The organism is Azospirillum brasilense, from assembly GCF_003349955.1.
GTDB lineage: Bacteria > Pseudomonadota > Alphaproteobacteria > Azospirillales > Azospirillaceae > Azospirillum > Azospirillum brasilense_B.
Genome location: NZ_QLKQ01000040.1, coordinates 12,808 through 30,924, shown reverse-complemented (window position 1 = coordinate 30,924; position 18,117 = coordinate 12,808). Strand labels below are relative to the sequence as shown.

The following is an 18,117-nucleotide window of genomic DNA, read 5'->3' as shown; positions in this document are numbered from 1 at the left end:
GCTACATTGCAGATTTGTAAAATATTGAACTTATTCAATTTCAAGGAATAAGAAGGGGAAATCATGGGAACAACTTAATTTCAGAGGCCAACTTCCGGCGGTGGTCATAGGAAGCAAGGCGGGGGCTCAAGTCTTTGGAAATTCTGGCAAAGGCGCCGCGTTGCAGACTTGCTGCGCCGTCTGGGGATAGACTGTAGGAACGTTTTAATACTCCGGTATGCGACAACCGGGCGCAGGCCTATGCCGGTCTCAGGCAGCGCGCTTCCACGGCTGCCAGCCACCCAGGCGAAGTCCAACAGCGATGCCTGTGAAGGGAATTCTCAACTCCAGATCGCGGGGCTGGAAGAAGGTCAGGCGTTCCGGTGCGCCGGTGGGGCCGTATTCCAGGCGGGCGCCCTTCGGCTCCTCGGCGAACTCGTCGCTCATCACCTGCCAGATCTCCAGGTCGTCGCCGTGGTTGGAGATCTTGTACTGGCCGCAGCGCCAGACCTGGGCTTCTCCCACACCGCCCTCGACCACCTTTTTGTCACCGTCCATCTTCACGTCGCCGACGCCGGCAGCGCGGCCCGACATGGACGGCCCCTGGCTTTCCGCGCGGAAGCCCAGCCGCAGCCAGGGGGAGCGGGTGCGCGGGATCATGCGGCGCAGCAGGCGCGCATCCTCCGTCGCGAACTGGTCGGGATCGTCGTACAGGATGCGGTCAAGCGCCGCGGCGATGACGAAACGGTCGTCAATGGTCAGGTTGCTGGCGGTCAGGCTGCCGGCGGTCGCACGGCTGGTCGGCTCGGTCATGCAGCACATCCGTTTACGGGCGCCGGCTCATCATACACGCAACCCCAGCACCCCCGCAGCTTTCTAGGTCTGCTCGATCTCGGCGGTTTCAAGGGTGGTGCGGACGGGGCCGAATGCCAGACCGGCTCAAGGGCGGACTCCACGGCACGCCGCCGCGGCGCTATGCTGCGCCCCCGGCGGCGCCCGCCGATCCCGCGCCGTCCCCACGAGAAGGCACCGAAGAGACCCGCCATGAACGACCTGTTCGACACCCCCGCCGCGCTCCGCAGCATCCCCGTGGAGGAGCTGACGGTGGAGCAGGCGCAGGCGGAACTGGCCGCGCTGGCCCAGGAGATCGCCCACCACGACCGGCTCTACCACCAGCAGGACAAGCCGGCGATCTCCGACGCCGACTATGACGCGCTGGTCCGCCGCAACAATGGGATCGAGGCGCGCTATCCGGAGCTGCGCCGGGCCGACTCGCCGTCGCTGCGTGTCGGGGCCGCCCCGTCGGCGGCCTTCCGCAAGGTGCGGCACGCGCTGCCCATGCTGTCGCTCGGCAACGCCTTCGAGCCGGAGGAGGCGCACGAGTTCGTCGCCCGGGTCCGCCGCTTCCTCGGCCTGTCCGACGACGCTCCGCTGGAGTTCGTGGCCGAGCCGAAGATCGACGGGCTGTCCTGCTCGCTCCGCTACGAGAACGGCCGGCTGGTCCTGGCCGCCACCCGCGGAGACGGGACGGAGGGCGAGGACGTGACCGCCAACGTCCGCACCATCAAGGACGTGCCGCAGACCCTGGAGGCGCCCTATCCCGCGGTGCTGGAGGTGCGCGGAGAGGTCTACATGAACCGCGACGACTTCCTGGCGATGAACCGCGGCTACGCGGAGCGGGGGGAGGACCTGTTCGCCAACCCGCGCAACGCCGCCGCCGGGTCGCTGCGCCAGAAGGATTCGACGGTCACCGCGTCGCGCCCGCTCTGCTTCTTCGGCTACGCGCTGGGCGAGCTGTCGGAGCCGATCGCCGACACCCAATGGGGCATCCGCGAGCGGCTGCGCGGCTGGGGCTTCTCGCTGAACCGCCCGGCCAACCTGTGCGACGGCGCCGAGGCGCTGCTGACCCACTACCGCAAGATCGGCGAGGAGCGCTCGGCGCTGCCCTTCGACATCGACGGGGTGGTCTACAAGGTCAACAGCCTGGAGCTTCAGCAGCGGCTGGGCTTCGTCAGCCGGGCGCCGCGCTGGGCCATCGCCCACAAGTTCCCAGCCGAGCAGGCGCAGACCCGGTTGAAGGGCATCACCATCCAGGTCGGCCGCACCGGCGCCCTGACCCCGGTGGCCGAGTTGGAGGACATCACCGTCGGCGGCGTGGTGGTCAGCCGCGCGACCCTGCACAACGAGGACGAGATCGCCCGCAAGGACGTCCGCATCGGCGATCTGGTGACCGTCCAGCGGGCCGGCGACGTGATTCCGCAGATCGTCGGGGTGGTGGAGGGGCAGCGCCCCGACGACGCCGTGCCCTATGTCTTCCCCGACCATTGCCCGGTCTGCGGCAGCCTCGCCGTGCGCGAGCCGGACGAGGCGGTGCGCCGCTGCACCGGCGGTCTGATCTGCGCCGCCCAGGCCAAGGAGCGGCTGCGCCATTTCGTGTCGCGCAACGCCTTCGACATCGAAGGGCTGGGCGAGAAGACCATCGAGGAGTTCTGGGAGGACGGGCTGATCCGCTCCCCCGTGGACATCTTCACGCTGGAGCGCCGGGTGGCGGCGGGCGAGATCGCCATCCTCGGCCGTCCCGGCTGGAAGGAGAAGTCGGTCGAGAACCTGTTCGCCGCGATCAACCAGCGGCGCGAGCGCATCGACCTGCACCGCTTCATCTTCGCGCTGGGCATCCGCCACATCGGCGAGGTGACCGCCAAGTCGCTGGCCCGCCAGTACGGCTCCATCGAAGGCTGGCTGGAGGGGATGGAGCGCGCCGTCGCCAACATGCCGGGCGATGCGTGGCGCGACCTGCACGCCCTCAACGGCCTCGGCCCGGTGAAGGCCGACGCTCTGCTCGCCTGGTTCGCCGATCCGGAGAATCTGCCGAAGCTGGACTTCTACGCCGGCCAGGAGGCGCTGCGGCTGGACAGCGTCATCAAGCTGCTGGGCATCAAGAAGGTGGACAGCCGGGCCGCCCAGGCTCTGGCCGAACGCTACGGCACGCTGGCGGACTGGAAGGCGGCGATGCTCGCCGCGGTCGCCGCGCAGCCCGGCCCCGGCTGGGGCGAACTGGTCGCCATCCCCGACGTGGGCGAGGTCGCCGCGGAGGAGTTGGCCGGCTTCTTCCAGGAGGAGCGCAACCGCGCCATCATCGACGACCTCCGCGCCGCCGGCGTGCGGGTGGCCGACGCCGAGCGCCCGAAGGCGGCCAGCGGCTCCCCGGTCGCCGGCAAGACGGTGGTCTTCACCGGCACGCTGGAGACGATGACCCGCACCGAGGCCAAGACCCGCGCGGAGTCGCTGGGGGCCAAGGTCGCCGGCTCGGTCTCGGCCAAGACCGATTACGTCATCTGCGGGGCGGACGCGGGCAGCAAGGCCGCCAAGGCGCGCGACCTGGGCGTGACCATCCTCAGCGAGCAGGAGTGGGCCGAACTGATCGCCGGCTGAGCGGGGTCGAGCGGTGAGGGGCGGCGCGGCCGAGTGCCGCGTTGACGCCCCTCGCCGCCGGTTCCATAAAGGGTCGAAGCACCATAAGAAAAATGAGGCGGAGGATCGCATGGACTCCATTCAATGGTCACGCTGGATGAGCGTCGGCATCGAAGAACTCGATGACGATCACCGCGTTCTCGTGGACATCGTCAACAAGCTGGGAGCGGACGAAAACCGCGCCTCTCCGGATGTTGTCGAAGCGATCCTCGACGAACTGATCCATTACACAAAGGATCATTTCGCACGCGAAGAAGCGCACATGGCCCAGGCCAACTACCCGACCTTCGCCGCGCACAAGGCCCTGCACGACACCCTGACGCGCAACGTCGAGTCCTACCGCGAACGCTTCCACGCCCAGCGTGAGACCATCACGGGGGACGAGGTGTTCGAGTTCTGCGCCGACTGGCTGGGTAAGCACATCCTGAAGGAAGACACCCGTTTCGGCGCCTACGCCGCGGAGCAGTGAATTGTTTCATTTCCCCTCACCCTTCCCACGCCGGAGGCGTGGGAAGGGTGAGGGGGGTGCGCGTGGTGGTGTGTTCGGCAAAAGCACAACCCCCTCACCCCGACCCTCTCCCCGGAGGGGAGAGGGATTTGATGGCGCCATCTCAGGCGACATCTCAAAAACACCACATAAAATATTGATATAATTCAATATTTTACTGAATCTGTGCGCGGCGCGGAAAAACCCATTCCCTTACTCCCCCGGAAGGGGAGGGGAGTGCGTGTGTGATGCGCCTCGCGCGAGTCCGAGAGGGGAGGGGAGTGCGCAAAACGAAAATGCCCTCCCCGGAAGGGGAGGGCAGGGGCAACGCGGCGCTGTGAGGCGCGTATCAGGCGACGGCGAGACGATCGGCTGCGTGCCAGACGGCGCCCGGCAGCGCCGTGCTCGGCGGGGTTTCGTAGCACCAGGCGCTGGCGTCGGCGAACAGCGCGTGCAGGAGCTGGTTGTTCAGGGCGTGGCCGGACCGCACGCCGTGGAAGTGACCGACGAACATCGCGCCGGCCAGATAGAGGTCGCCGACCGCGTCCAGGATCTTGTGGCGCACGAACTCGTCGTCGAAGCGCAGGCCGCCTTCGTTCATCACCTCGTCGCCGGAGATGACCACCGCGTTGTCCAGCGAACCGCCACGGGCGAGGCCCATCTTGCGCAGGCCCTCGACCTCGTGCAGGAAGCCGAAGGTGCGGGCGGCGCTGATCTCGTCGCGGAAGGTCTCGGCGTCCAGCTCCACCTCGTGGCTCTGCTGGGCGATGGCCTTGCTGGCGAAGTCGATCTCGAAGCTGAAGCCCGTCGTGTGGTCCGGCGTGAAGGTGGCGCTCTTGTTGCCCTCGGTCACGGTGACCGTCTTCAGGATGCGGATGGCCCGGCGCGGCGCGTTCTGCGACACGGTGCCGACGCGCTCGATGGCCTCCACGAAGGGGGCGGCGCTGCCGTCCATGATCGGCACCTCGATGTTGTCCAGCGCGACCACGGCGTTGTCGACGCCGCAGCCGGCCAGCGCCGACATCAGATGCTCGATGGTGCCGATGGTGGTGCCGTGGGCGTTGCCGATGACCGTGCACAGCTTGGTGTCGACGACATGGTCCCAGCGCGCCGGGATCACCGCGGCGGCGCCGCTGAGATCGGTGCGCCGGAAGACGATGCCGCTGTTCGGCTCGGCCGGGGAAATCGTCAGGGTGACCGTCGCGCCCGTATGCAGCCCGACGCCCGAGCAACGCACCGGCTTCGCCAGGGTACGCTGCAGCATGCCTTCGGTCTTGATGCGATTCTGAGCCACGGTGTCTGTCCCGTTCCAATCTTGGTCTTGTGCGGCCGGTTTGCGACTTGCCGCCGGTCTCCGTCGGGAGGGGGGCGGGTCAGCGCTTATGACCGCATATGCTAGGTATCATTGGCCCCTATGGAGGACAAATCACTCTTTGTTACCGTTTGTTGCAGGGCGGTAGAGCACCGTCGCCGGACGCGAAACGGGCGTCGTCCAGACACGAAAAGACCGCCCCCGGAGCGTTCTCGCGAAGCTCTGGAGGCGGTTGAAGTCTAACAGGTTGTGGAAGCCCGCCGATGCCGCTTCGAAAGAGGCGGCGGCGACCGGCGGGTTGCTGTTGCCCTCAGATCAATTGGGCCAGCCTCGGTGACGCGTCAGTTGGCCTGACGGCGGAGGAAGGCGGGGATGTCCAGCGCTTCCTCGTCGATCTTCTGGGTGGTGCCGTCGCCCATCGCCTGCGGGCGCGGGGGCTGGGCCATCGGCGGCTGCTGCATCACCGGCTGCTGGTGTTGGGGCTGCTGGTGCTGGGGCTGATGGTGATGCTGCGGCTGGTGTTGCGGCTGATGCTGCGGGGCCGGCTGCGGCGCCGGTTCGGCCTTGCGGCCGGCCAGGCCGGTGACCAGGCCGAACAGGAAGTTCGGCTTGCGGGCCGGCGGTTCCGCCTGGGCGGCGGCGGCGAGCTGGCTCGACATCGGCGGGGCGTTCATCGGCTGGCGCGGGCCGGGATCGGCGGCCTTCGGGGCGATGAAGTGGCCGTCGCGGCGCTCGCTGTGCAGCGGACCGGTGGCGACGTTGCGCGTCGGAGCGGACTCGACCGGCTGCATGGCGTCGTGGCTCATCGGCATGTGCGGGTGGGGCGCATGCTGCGGAGCGTGCTGAACCATCGGCTCGACCGGCTGCTGGACCGGCTGCTGGACCGGAACATGCTGCTGGAACTCCGACGGATGAACCGGCGGCTGAACCTGCGGCTGCGCGACCCCGCCCATCGGGCGCGGGGGCAGACCGGCACCGGGGATCGCCGGGGCGACCTGGCCGGGGGAGGCGAGCGGCGCCGGAGCGGCCTGGGTCAGGCCGGCCGCGCCGGCGGGCTTCTTGGCGCCGCCGTTGCCGCCGTTGCGGTCGGAGACCAGCGACAGGTTGACCGGGTGCAGGGTGCGCGGGTTGGACATGGCCGCGGCGTCGATGCCGGTGGCGACCACCGACACGCGCATCACGCCGTCCAGCGAGCTGTCGAAGGTCGAGCCGAAGATGATGTTGGCGTCCGGATCGACCTCGTCGCGGACGCGGTTCGCCGCTTCGTCGACCTCGAACAGGGTCATGTCGTAGCCGCCGGTGATGTTGATGAGGACGCCGCGCGCCCCCTTCATCGACACGTCGTCGAGCAGCGGGTTGGAGATGGCGGCCTCGGCGGCCTCGATGGCGCGGCGCTCGCCGCCGGCCTCGCCGGTGCCCATCATCGCCTTGCCCATCTCGGTCATCACCGAGCGGATGTCGGCGAAGTCGAGGTTGATGAGGCCGGGCATGACCATCAGGTCGGTCACGCCGCGCACGCCGGAATGTAGCACGTCGTCGGCCATCTTGAAGGCGTCCGCGAAGGTCGTCTTCTCGTTGGCGATGCGGAACAGGTTCTGGTTCGGAATGATGATCAGCGTGTCGACATACTGCTGCAGCTCGGCGATGCCCGATTCGGCCAGGCGCATGCGGTGCGCGCCCTCGAAATGGAAGGGCTTGGTCACCACGCCGACGGTCAGCAGGCCGCGCTCGCGGGCGGCGCGGGCGATGACCGGGGCCGCACCCGTGCCGGTGCCGCCGCCCATGCCGGCGGTGATGAACACCATGTTGGCGCCTTCGAGGTGACCGATGATCTCCTCGAGCTGCTCCTCGGCGGAGGCCCGGCCGACGTCCGGCTTGGAGCCGGCGCCCAGGCCGCGGGTCATGGTGGTGCCGAGCTGGACGCGCTTCTCGCAGAGCGAGCCCTTGAGGGCCTGCGCGTCGGTGTTGCCGACCACGAAGTCCACGCCTTCGAGGTTGGACTTGATCATGTTGTTCACGGCGTTGCCGCCGGCGCCGCCGACACCGAAGACGGTGATGCGGGGCTTCAGCTCGGGTTCGATGCTGGGGATGGTCACGTTGATCATGTTATGGCCTCCACAACCTTTTGATTGGTTCGATGCTTTGCGTCGCGGGTTCTTGCCCGGTTGGGTCCGGGTGATGTTTTTAGGCAGGAATGCCGTGGTGCGGCAGGGGCCTTTTTGGGGCCGGGAACCATGTCCGATGGGTCATAGGTTCTCCCGCAGCCACAGGCCGACGCGCCCGAAGAACCCCGTGCCGGCGCCAGCCTCATGGCCCGTCACGGGAAGTTCCGCCGGATTGCGCACGGCGTGGAGAAGAAGGCCCGCGGCGGTCGAATAGGACGGACCGCCTTGCGCCTCGTTCAGACCGGTGATCCGCGTCGGTCGCCCGATGCGGACCTGTTTGTCCAGGATCAGCTGCGCCAACTCGCGCATGCCCGGCAGCTGGCTGGCGCCGCCCGTCAGGACGACGCGCCGGCCGACCAGCTTCGCGTAGCCGGAATGCTCCAGCCGCGAGCGGACATGCTCGAAGATCTCCTCCAGCCGCGGCTGGATGATGCGCACCAGATAGGATTTCGGCAGGTTGTTGGCGCCGAGGCGCTCCTCCTCGCCGACCTGGGGGACGTCGATCATCTCGCGCTCGTCGGCGGGGCTGGTGATGGCGCTGCCGTGCAGCGTCTTCATGCGCTCCGCATGGACGACCGGCGTGGTCAGCCCGCGCGCGATGTCGTTGGTGACGTGGTTGCCGCCCAGCCGGATGCAGTCCGACCAGACCAGCGTGCCTTCGGAGAAGACCGAGATCGTCGTGGTGCCGCCGCCCATGTCGATGCAGGCGGAGCCCATCTCCATCTCGTCGTCGACCAGGCAGGCGAGGCCGGAGGCGTAGGGGCTGGCGACCAGACCCTCGATGTCGAGGTGGCAGCGGGCCACGCAGGTCTGCAGGTTGCGCACCGCCCCGGCGGGCGAGGTGATGACGTGGGCCTGGACGCCCAGCCGCTCGCCGTACATGCCCTTGGGGTCGCGGATGCCGCGGCTGCCGTCGAGCGCGAAGCCGACCGGGATCGCGTGGACCAGCGCCTGGTCCGGGCCGACCTGCAGGCTGCGGGCGTGGGCCAGCGCGCGGCGGACGTCGCTCTCCGTCACCTCCTGGCCGGAGACGGGGACCTCGGCGTTGAAGCCGTGGGAGATCGGGGAGGACACGTTGACGATCACGTCGCGGATCGTCTCGTTGGCCATCTGCTCGGCGGCGTGGACGGCGGCTCCGATGGAGGTCTCCGCCGCTTCCATGTCGATGATGGCGCCGGCGCGCACGCCCGTGGCGATCTGGTGGCCGATCCCCACGATGCGCACGGCTCCCGCATCCTCGACGCGGGCGATGAGGCAGCACACCTTGGTCGAGCCGACGTCCAGCGCGGCGATGATCCCGCCGCGCGTGGCTCGTTTCGGCTTTTTCGCCCCGTTGAAGCCCATGTTCAGCACAACCCTATGGCCTCGATGCGTCCGGTCGTTCGTGATTCAGGAAAAGGGATGGGGAAGGATCACGTCTTCTTGCCCGGCTTCTTCTTGTTCTCCTCCTCCGTCCAGGGCAGGACGGCGGTGGCGGAGGTCTGCAGCACGGCGCGGTCGTTCTGGCGCAGGTCGATGGCCACGATGTCGCGGTCCAGGACCTGACCCGTCGCGTCCAGCTCCGCCAACTGGCGCAGCGCGGCCTGCATGCGGGCTTCCGGAAGCTTCACCACGACACCGTTCTTCAGCTTGAGATCCCAGCGGCGATCGCCGACCCAGGAGGCGGCGCTCACCTTGTCGCGCAGCGCCGGCACATTGTCGAGGGCCGCGAGCAGCTTCGGCACCTGCATCGGCGCGTTGGCGCCGACGACCTGCGGCAGCGTCTCGATCCGCCGGTTGCCGCGGCGCGCCAGCTCGGTCGCGTCGGCCAGCGGGCGGCCCTCGCGGTCGATGACGGTGAACTTGCGGTCGTGCTGCCAGATCGCCATCGGCTGCCGTTCGGTCAGGCGGACGAACAGGATGCCGGGGAGATGGCGCTCGATGGAGGCCGAGGCGACCCAGGGCAGGCTTTCCAGCCTCTCCTTGGCGTCGGACAGCGTGACGGCGAGGATGGGATCGCCGCGCTGCACGCCCAACACCTGCAGGATGGAGGCCGGGTCGGTCTCGGTGCGGCCCTCGACCAGAACGTCGGCGATGGCGAAGCCGGCCGACGCGCTGGCCTGGATCAGGCTTTCCTGGAGCGCCGCGGTGGTCTCGGCGAAGGTGCCGCGCTGCCACGCCGACGCGGCCATGCCGGCGCCGACCAGGACCGGCGTCAGCAGGATGGCCGCCTTGATGGCGGGGCGGGTCCAGCGCGGCCAGGCGCGGCGGCGGTTGCCTTTCTGCGCCGACTTCGCCATGGCGCGCGGCGGCACGGGCATGTCCTCGCGGCCCCGGTTCGCAGAGCCCCCGAAGCCGGCGCGGAACTGCGGATCGATGCTCAGTCGAGTTGACATGCGGCGTTCTCCACCATCCAAGCGACGAGAGCCCCGTAGGAGAGCCCCACGGCAGCGGCCTGTTCGGGAACCAGCGACAGCGGCGTCATGCCCGGCTGGTTGTTGATTTCCAGGAAAAAGAGTCCGTCGGTCCCACTTTTACGATCATCCCAGCGGAAGTCGCTGCGCGAAACGCCGCGGCACCCCAGGGTCCGGTGGGCCAGGACCGCCAACCTCTTGGCTTCTTCCGCGACATGGTCGGGAATCTGCGCGGGCACAGTATGAACGGCATGACCGGCGCTGTATTTAGCCGTGTAGTCATAGACCTGCGCTTCGAAGCGGATCTCCGTCACGGTCAGGGGGCGGCACTCGCCGTCCAGCCCGCCCATGACGCCCACGGTCAGCTCGCGGCCCGGGATGAACTCCTCGACCAGGGCGCGCTCGCCGAAGGTCCAGGCGTCGCCGACCGGGCTGTTCTGCCCCTCGCGCACCAGCGTGACCCCGACGGTCGAGCCTTCGTCCACCGGCTTGACGATGTAGGGGGCGGGCATCGGGTGGGCGCCGCCGGTCAGCTCGCCCTTGGTCAGGACGAGGCCCTTGGGCGAGCGCACGCCGACCGGGGCGAGCAGCGCCTTGGTCATCGCCTTGTCCATGGCGACCGCGGCGGCGCGCACGCCGGAATGGGTGTAGGGGATGCCGAGGAATTCCAGCACGCCCTGGATGGTCCCGTCCTCGCCGCCGCGCCCGTGCAGGGCGTTGAACACCGCGTCGGGGCGCGGGTCGGTCAGCGCGCGCAGCAACCCCTCCAGGTCGCGCTGCACGTCCACCGCGGTGACGCGGTAGCCTTCCTCCTCCAGCGCCTTGGCGACGCCGGCGCCGCTGACCAGCGACACCTCGCGCTCCGCCGACCAGCCGCCCATCAGGACGGCGACATGCTTCTTGTGGGGGGTGGTCATGCGGACGCTCCTTCGCGGGCCACGCCGACCCGCTTGATTTCCCACTCCAGCGTGACGCCGGAGGTCTCGAACACCCGGCGCCGGACCTCTTCGCCCAGCGCCTCCAGCTCCGCCGCGGTGGCGGCGCCCTGGTTGATGAGGAAGTTGCAGTGCTTCTCCGACACCTGGGCGCCGCCGATGGCCAGCCCGCGGCAGCCGGCCCGGTCGATCAGCTCCCACGCCTTGTGGCCGGGCGGGTTCTTGAAGGTCGAGCCGCCGGTGCGTGAGCGGACCGGCTGGGTGTCGGCGCGCTGGTCGGAAATCTCCGCCATGCGCCGCGCGATCGCCGCCGGGTCGCCGGCCACGCCGCGCAGGGTGGCGCCGGTGAAGATCACGTCCTCCGGCACCCCGGCGTGGCGGTAGGTGAAGCCCATGCCGGCATTGTCGTAGGACACGCGTTCGCCGCGGCGGGTCACGCCCTGGGCGGAGACCAGCACGTCCTTGATCTCGTGGCCGTAGGCGCCGCCGTTCATGCGCAGCGCGCCGCCGATGGTGCCGGGGATGCCCGACAGGAACTCCAGCCCGGCGACGCCGGCGTCGCGCGCCACGGCGGCGACGTTCAGGTCGAGCGCCGCGGCCCCGGCCTCCAGGGTCAGCCCGTCCGCCGCGATGCCGGCGAAGCCGCGGCCCAGCCGGATCACCACGCCGGGAATGCCGCCGTCGCGGATCAGCAGGTTGGACGCGACGCCCAGCACCGTCACCGGCACGTCGTCCGGCAGCCCGGCCAGGAAGCCCGCCAGATCGTCGGCGTCCTCCGGCCGGAACATGACCTCCGCCGGACCGCCGACGCGGAACCACGTCACGTTGGCCAGCGGCGCCGCGGCGGTCAGCCGTCCGCGGCAGGCGGGCATCCGGTCGATGAGGGAGGCGGTGGTGGCTGTCATCGGAGAACCCGTCACGCCTTGCCCGACAGCTTGTCCAGCTCACCCGGCAGGGCGTTGGCCCACTGGGTGATGTTGCCGGCGCCCAGGCAGACCACGAGGTCGCCGGACCGCGCGATCTCGCGGACCAGCTGCGGCAGCTCGTCCGGGCCGTGCAGGGCGAGCACCTGACGGTGGCCGTGCATGCGCAGGCCCTCGACGAGGCTGTCGCGGTTGACGTTCTCGATCGGCTGCTCCCCGGCGGCGTAGACGTCGGCCACGATCACCGCGTCGGCGTCGTTGAAGCAGGTGCAGAACTCCTCGAACAGGTTGGCGAGGCGCGAATAGCGGTGCGGCTGGACGACGGCGATGGTGCGGCCGGTGCCGGCGGTGCGCGCGGCCTTCAGCACGGCGGCGATCTCCACCGGGTGGTGGCCGTAATCGTCGATGACGGTGATGCCGTTCGACTCGCCGGTCTTGGTGAAGCGGCGCTTGACGCCCTGGAACTTCGCCATGCTGTCGCGCATCACCACGTCGGGCAGGCCCATCTCGTTGCCCACGGCGAAGCAGGCCAGCGAGTTCTGGACGTTGTGCGGCCCGTACATCGGCAGGCGGACGCCGATGATGGTCCGGCTCTCCCCGGTGTGGCGGTCGTCGATCACCACGTCGTACTCGGCCCCCTCGGTGCCCAGCCGCATGTTCACGGCGCGCACGTCGGCCTGCGGGCTGAAGCCGTAGGTGATGATGCGGCGGTCCGACACGCGCGGGATCATCGCCTGCACCTCCGGATGGTCGATGCAGAGCGCCGCGAAGCCGTAGAAGGGGATGTTCTGAACGAAGCTGTCGAAGGCGGCCCGCATGTTGTCGAAGGTGCCGTAATAGTCGAGATGCTCCGGGTCCATGTTGGTGACCACGGCGATGCAGGCCGGCAGCTTGATGAAGGTGCCGTCGCTCTCGTCCGCCTCGACGACCATCCAGTCGCCGGAGCCGAGCCGCGTGTTGGTGCCGTAGGCGTTGATGATGCCGCCGTTGATGACCGTGGGGTCGAGGTTGGCGTGCTCCAGCATGTTGCCGACCATCGAGGTCGTCGTGGTCTTGCCGTGGGTGCCGCCGATGGCGATGGCCCATTTCAGGCGCATCAGCTCGCCCAGCATCTCGGCGCGGCGGACGACCGGGACCAGGGCGGCGCGGGCGGCGACGACCTCCGGGTTGTCGCGCTTGACGGCGGAGGAGACGACGACGACCGCGGCCCCGGCGATGTTCTCCGCGCGGTGGCCGATGCTGATCTGGATGCCCAGCCCGCGCAGCCGCTTGACGTTGGCGCTCTCCGCCAGGTCGGAGCCCTGGACGGTGTAGCCGAGGTTGCGCAGCACTTCGGCGATGCCGCTCATGCCGATGCCGCCGATGCCGACGAAATGGATGGTGCCGATCGAGAGGGGGAGGGCGCGCATGTCTGGATTACTTTCCGCGGCGGAGCATCAGGCTGAGGGTGGCGTCCACGGCCATGTCGGACAGGCCGTAGGGAAGGGGCTGGGAACCGATCGTGACGTGCAGACGGTCGCGCAGGAAGCCGGCGCCGGCGCGTGGCAGCAGCGGGCAGTCGGGCCGCTTGCTCCAGGCGCCCTCGGTCCGCGTCATGTCCGCCGGCCAGTCGCCCAGGGGCCGGGACGAGGGGGGCCGGGACGAGCGGGGGCGTGCGATGGAACTGCGCGTTGCCTTGTTCATTCCGCGGCTTCCTTGGTTCGGGCGTGGTTCGGGTTGGCGATCATGTCGAGCACGGCGTCGGCCAGCCGGCGGGCGGCGTCGGCCATGCCCCAGCCGTGGGCGGCCTGCGCCGCGGCGGTGAGGGCATCCGGCGATTCCAGCAGGTCCGTCAGGCGGGCGGCGAGCGCGTCGGCGGTGAAGTCCGGCTGCGCCATCACCCAGGCGGCCCCGGCGGCGGCGAGCTGCCGCGCGTTGGCCGTCTGGTGGTCGTCCATGGCATGGGGATATGGCACAAGGATGGCGGGGCGCCCGACGCAGGTCAGTTCGGCGATGGTCGAAGCGCCGGCCCGCGTGACGGCGAGATGGCAGGCGGCCAGCCGGTCCGGCACGTCGCGGAAGAAGCTCTCCAGCTCCAGCCCGCCGAGGCCCATGCCGGCGTAAGCGGCGCGGGCGGCCTCCAGATCCTCGGGCCGGCACTGCTGCGCCAGATGGATGCGGGCGCGGAGATCGGCGGGCAGCCGGCCGAGCGCCTCGGGGATGACCTCGGAGAAGACGCGGGCGCCCTGGCTGCCGCCCATCACCAGGATGCGGACGGGGCTGCCGGATGTGGGAACGGCGTAGGCGGCGTCGCGCTTGGCGGCGATGGCCGGGCGGACCGGGTTGCCGGTGCGGACGAGGCGCGGACGGTGCTCCGCCTTCACCGAGGCGACCTCGGGGAAGGCGACGGCGATTCGCCGGGCCGCGGCGGCGAGCATCCGGTTGGCGCGGCCGAGAACGGCGTTCTGCTCGTGCAGCATCACCGGCACGCGGCCTTGCGCGGCGGCGTAGACCGTGGGGACGGAGGGGTAGCCGCCGAAGCCGACGACCGCCGCCGGCTTCAGATGGCGCATCAGCGCGTTGGCGCCGAGAAGGCCGAGGCCCATCTGCCACGCCGCGTTCATCTTGGCCAGCAGGTTGCCGCCGGGGGCGGCGGAGCGGATGCGGTGGACCGTCACCTCCGGCAGGCTGTCGCCGAAGGCCTGGCCGCGCTTGTCGGTGACCAGCGCCACCGCCTCGCCGCGGGCCAGCAGCTCGCGCGCCAGCGCCTCCGCCGGGAAGAAGTGCCCGCCGGTGCCGCCGGCGGCCAGGATGATGGGGCGTTGGGTGGTGTCGGCCATGCGCGTCACTCCGCCGGGCCGAAGCGTTTGCGGGTCAGCGCCAGCACCATGCCCATGCCGAAGCCCAGCGCCAGCAGCGAGGAACCGCCGTAGGAGATGAAGGGCAGCGTCATGCCCTTGGTCGGCATCAGATGCAGGGCGGAGCCCATGTTGATCGCCGCCTGCAGGCCGAACTGGATCAGCAGGCCGCTCGCCGCCAGCAGCACGAAATAGTTGGTGTCGTTGAACACCCGCGCGAAGCCGCGCAGCACGATGAAGGCGAACAGCAGGATGATGATCAGGCAGAAGATCAGCCCCATCTCCTCGCCGGCGACGGCGAAGATGAAGTCGGCGTGGCTGTCCGGCAGCGAGTATTTCACCGTTCCCTGGCCGGGGCCGGTGCCCATCAGCCCGCCGTTGGCGAAGGCCTCCAGCGAGCGGCTGACCTGATAGGTGTCGCCGCTCGACGGGTCGAGGAAGCGGTTGATGCGGCTGTGGACGTGCGGCAGCGTGAAATAGGCGCCGACGATGCCCGCCACACCCGCCACGCCCATCCCGGCGACCAGCATGATGTTCAGGCCGGCCAGGAAGAACTGCGAGAACCACACCGCCGACACCACCACCGTCATGCCCAGGTCGGGCTGGAGCAGCAGGCCGCCGACGGTGACGCCATAGAGGAGGATGGACAGGGCCCGACCGGGAAAACCCGGGTTGGTGCGCTTCAGCGAGAACAGCCACGCCGCAACCACCGCGAAGGCCGGCTTCACGAACTCCGAGGGCTGGATCGACAGGCCGGGAATGTGGATCCAGCGCCGCGCGCCCTTGATCTCGACGCCGACGACCAGCGTCGCGTAGACCATCGCCACCGCGATCAGGAACACCACCAGCGCCGCCCGCCGCACGCCGCGCGGGCTGAGCAGCGAGACGCCGCACATGATGGCGACGCTGGGGATCAGCATCATCAGGTGGCGTTCGACGAAGTAGAAGGTGTCCTGGATGCCGATGCGCTCCGCCACCGGCGGGCTGGCCGCGGTGATCAGGACCGTGCCGAGCGCCATCAGCACCGCCAGCGCGGCGAGCTGCCAGCGGTCGACCGTCCACCACCAGCGGCCGAAGATGGATTGGTCGGTGCGGTCGAAGGTCATCATCAGGCGCGGTCCCCCGGAACGGCGTTGCCTTCGAGGCGGTTCACGGCGTCGGCGAAGGCCTCGCCGCGTTTCTCGAAATTCGCGAACTGGTCCCAGGAGGCGCAGGCCGGCGACAGCAGCACGCAGGCGCCGGGCAGCGCCTCGGCCAGCGCCAGCTCCGCCGCGGCGTTGACTGCCACGTCCAGCGTGCCGCAGCGGGTGTGCGGGACCTTGTTGGCCTCCAGCCACGCGGCGAAGCGGTCCGACGCCTCGCCGATCAGGAAGGCGTGGCGGACGCGCGGCGCGTAGGCCTCCAGCCCGTCGAGCCCGGTCTCCTTGGCCTGACCGCCGAGGATCCAGTAGATCGGGTCGAAGGTCGCCAGCGCCTTTTCCGTGGCGTCGGCGTTGGTCGCCTTGCTGTCGTTGACGAAGCGCACGCCGTCGATGGTCCGCACCAGCTGCTGGCGATGGGCGAGGCCGGGGAAGGTGGTCATGGCGGCGACGATGGCCGGGGTCGGCACGCCCGCCGCCTTGCAGGCCGCGAAGGCCGCGGCGGCGTTCTGCCAGTTGTGGGTGCCGAGCAGCGCTGGGAAGGCGGCCAGTTTGGCCACGCGCTCCGCGGCGCCGAAGGTGTCGTCGACCAGCCAGCCGTCCGCGGCGTAGACGCCGCCGGGCACCGGGCCCAGGGCGGAAACCGGCCAGATCACCTGATCGCCCTTGGCCTTCAACTCCTCCCAGATCGCCCGGCAGGTCGGGTCGTCCACGCCGATCACCGCGGTGCGCGGCTTGGTCTGGCGGTGGAAGATCAGTTTCTTGGCCGCGACGTAGCCGTCCATGCCGCCGTGCCGGGCCAGATGGTCCGGCGTGATGTTGAGCAGCACCGCTACGTCGAAGGTGATCGAGTAGGTCAGCTCGAGCTGGTAGCTCGACATCTCCAGCACGTAGCTGCCGCCGGCCCCCACGGAGGGGAAGGTGAGCACCGGGGTGCCCAGGTTGCCGCCGACCGCGATGCGCCGCCCGGCGGCCTCCATCACATGGCCGATCAGGGTCGTGGTGGTGGACTTCCCGTTGGTGCCGGTGATGCCGATGTAGGCCGAATCGCGCTCCGACCGGGCCAGCATCTCGATGTCGCAGACCAGCTCGATGTTCGCGGCGCGGGCGCGCAGGGCCACCGGGTGGGGCTTCGGATGGGTGTGCGGGATGCCGGGCGACCAGACGATGGTGGTCAGCTCGGTCAGGTCCGCCGTGGTCAGGTCGACGACCTTGTAGCCCTTGCTCAGCGCGTCCGCGCGGCTGGACTCGTTGTCGTCCCACACCCACACGTTGGCGCCGCTCTGGGTCAGCGCCTCCGCCGTGGCGAGGCCCGACTTGCCCAGCCCCATGACCGCCACCGGCAGTCCTTCCATGTAGAACAGGTTGATCATCGGGCGGCGACCCTTACCGGAGCTTCAGCGTGGACAGGCCGACCAGGGCCAGGATGGAGGCGATGATCCAGAAGCGGATGACCACGGTGGACTCCGCCCATCCCTTCTTCTCGAAGTGATGGTGCAGAGGCGCCATGCGGAACACCCGCTTTCCGGTCAGCTTGAACGAGGCGACCTGGACGATCACCGACACGGTCTCCAGCACGAACAGGCCGCCGATGATCGCCAGCACGATCTCGTGCTTGGTGACCACGCTGACGGCTCCCAGCGCGCCGCCGAGGGCCAGCGAGCCGGTGTCGCCCATGAAGACCATGGCGGGGGGCGCGTTGTACCAGAGGAAACCGATCCCCGCACCGACCAGAGCCCCGCAGAAAACGGCAAGCTCACCAGCACCGGGCACATGGTGGATCTGGAGATAGTTGGCGAAGATCGCGTTGCCGGTCAGATAGGCGATCAGGCCGAAGCAGCCCGCCGCGATCATCGTCGGCACGATGGCCAGCCCGTCCAGCCCGTCCGTCAGGTTCACCGCGTTCGACGCGCCGACCATGACGAAGGCGCCGACGGGGATGAAGAACCAGGAGAGCTGGATCAGGAAGTCCTTCACGAAGGGCACGGCCAGACCGCCGGACAGCGGCGGCGCCGACACATACATGATGGCGGCGGCGGCGGAGACTCCGATGATGATCTCCCAGGTCAGGCGGAAGCGGCCCGACAGGCCCTTGGTGTTGCGCTTGGTCAGCTTCAGGTAATCGTCGCCGAAGCCGATCAGCCCGTAGCCAATCGTCACCAGCAGCACGATCCAGGTGTAGGCGTTGGTCAGGTCGACCCACAGCAGCGTGCTGATCGACACGGCGATCAGGATCATCAGGCCGCCCATGGTGGGCGTGCCCTTCTTCTTCGCATGGCTTTCCGGCCCGTCGGAACGGATCGGCTGGCCCTCGCCCTGCTTGCGTTTCAGCCACGCGATCAGGCGCGGAAAGAACACGAAGCTGATGACGAGCGCCGTCAGCACCGCGCCCCCCGTCCGGAAGGTCAGATACCGGAACAGGTTGAACGGCGTGAAGACGTCCGCCAGAGGGAAGAGCAGGTTGTAGAGCATCGTG

Annotated in this window: 15 protein-coding genes; 2 read left to right on the top strand and 13 right to left on the bottom strand. The window is 69.3% G+C overall.

Annotated features, from left to right (window positions below):
• Positions 1-249 precede the first annotated feature (249 nt).
• Positions 250-792, bottom strand: coding sequence for a hypothetical protein (locus tag DXK32_RS18100; protein ID WP_114859818.1), 543 nt, complete (start codon positions 790-792; stop codon positions 250-252).
• 231 nt (positions 793-1,023) lie between these two features.
• On the opposite strand from DXK32_RS18100, the gene ligA reads away from it, so the two are divergent.
• Together ligA and DXK32_RS18090 are read left to right on the top strand one after the other, a co-directional pair.
• Positions 1,024-3,411: an NAD-dependent DNA ligase LigA gene (ligA, locus tag DXK32_RS18095; protein ID WP_114859795.1), complete on the top strand. Its 2,388-nt coding sequence runs from the start codon at positions 1,024-1,026 to the stop codon at positions 3,409-3,411.
• 109 nt (positions 3,412-3,520) lie between these two features.
• Positions 3,521-3,919, top strand: coding sequence for a bacteriohemerythrin (locus DXK32_RS18090; RefSeq protein ID WP_162801238.1), 399 nt, complete (start codon positions 3,521-3,523; stop codon positions 3,917-3,919).
• 367 nt (positions 3,920-4,286) lie between these two features.
• Here DXK32_RS18090 and lpxC read toward each other — a convergent pair whose 3' ends face one another.
• The 12 genes from lpxC to mraY all read right to left on the bottom strand — a co-directional run bounded on the left by lpxC (position 4,287) and on the right by mraY (position 18,113).
• The gene (gene lpxC, locus DXK32_RS18085; RefSeq protein WP_114859793.1) at positions 4,287-5,231 is read right to left on the bottom strand and encodes a UDP-3-O-acyl-N-acetylglucosamine deacetylase; all 945 of its coding nucleotides are present in this window, start codon (positions 5,229-5,231) and stop codon (positions 4,287-4,289) included.
• 359 nt (positions 5,232-5,590) lie between these two features.
• Positions 5,591-7,354 (bottom strand): cell division protein FtsZ, encoded by a 1,764-nt coding sequence (gene ftsZ, locus DXK32_RS18080; protein WP_114859792.1) that lies wholly within the window; start codon positions 7,352-7,354, stop codon positions 5,591-5,593.
• 141 nt (positions 7,355-7,495) lie between these two features.
• Complete coding sequence (gene ftsA, locus DXK32_RS18075; protein ID WP_205215759.1) at positions 7,496-8,758, bottom strand: cell division protein FtsA; 1,263 nt, start codon at positions 8,756-8,758, stop codon at positions 7,496-7,498.
• Between the two features lie 68 nt (positions 8,759-8,826).
• Positions 8,827-9,789 carry a cell division protein FtsQ/DivIB gene (locus DXK32_RS18070; RefSeq protein ID WP_114859790.1) on the bottom strand — a complete coding sequence of 321 codons (963 nt, stop codon included), beginning with the start codon at positions 9,787-9,789 and terminating at the stop codon, positions 8,827-8,829.
• Positions 9,774-10,724, bottom strand: a complete 951-nt coding sequence (locus tag DXK32_RS18065) for a D-alanine--D-alanine ligase (RefSeq protein WP_038526503.1) — start codon at positions 10,722-10,724, stop codon at positions 9,774-9,776. Before DXK32_RS18065 ends, DXK32_RS18070 begins: the two co-directional genes overlap by 16 nt.
• Positions 10,721-11,647 (bottom strand): UDP-N-acetylmuramate dehydrogenase, encoded by a 927-nt coding sequence (gene murB, locus DXK32_RS18060; RefSeq protein WP_114859789.1) that lies wholly within the window; start codon positions 11,645-11,647, stop codon positions 10,721-10,723. Before murB ends, DXK32_RS18065 begins: the two co-directional genes overlap by 4 nt.
• A gap of 11 nt (positions 11,648-11,658) precedes the next feature.
• A complete protein-coding gene (murC, locus tag DXK32_RS18055) occupies positions 11,659-13,074 on the bottom strand; it encodes a UDP-N-acetylmuramate--L-alanine ligase (protein WP_014241223.1) in 1,416 nt (471 codons plus the stop codon).
• 7 nt (positions 13,075-13,081) lie between these two features.
• Positions 13,082-13,348: a hypothetical protein gene (locus tag DXK32_RS18050; RefSeq protein WP_114859788.1), complete on the bottom strand. Its 267-nt coding sequence runs from the start codon at positions 13,346-13,348 to the stop codon at positions 13,082-13,084.
• Positions 13,345-14,484, bottom strand: coding sequence for an undecaprenyldiphospho-muramoylpentapeptide beta-N-acetylglucosaminyltransferase (gene murG / locus DXK32_RS18045; RefSeq protein ID WP_114859787.1), 1,140 nt, complete (start codon positions 14,482-14,484; stop codon positions 13,345-13,347). The genes DXK32_RS18050 and murG overlap by 4 nt, the downstream gene beginning before the upstream one ends.
• Positions 14,485-14,489: 5 nt before the next feature.
• Complete coding sequence (gene ftsW, locus DXK32_RS18040) at positions 14,490-15,611, bottom strand: putative lipid II flippase FtsW (RefSeq protein ID WP_205215758.1); 1,122 nt, start codon at positions 15,609-15,611, stop codon at positions 14,490-14,492.
• Positions 15,611-17,014, bottom strand: coding sequence for a UDP-N-acetylmuramoyl-L-alanine--D-glutamate ligase (gene murD, locus DXK32_RS18035; protein WP_114859786.1), 1,404 nt, complete (start codon positions 17,012-17,014; stop codon positions 15,611-15,613). Before murD ends, ftsW begins: the two co-directional genes overlap by 1 nt.
• Positions 17,015-17,027: 13 nt before the next feature.
• Positions 17,028-18,113, bottom strand: coding sequence for a phospho-N-acetylmuramoyl-pentapeptide-transferase (mraY, locus tag DXK32_RS18030; RefSeq protein WP_035675379.1), 1,086 nt, complete (start codon positions 18,111-18,113; stop codon positions 17,028-17,030).
• Between the last annotated feature and the right edge of the window lie 4 nt (positions 18,114-18,117).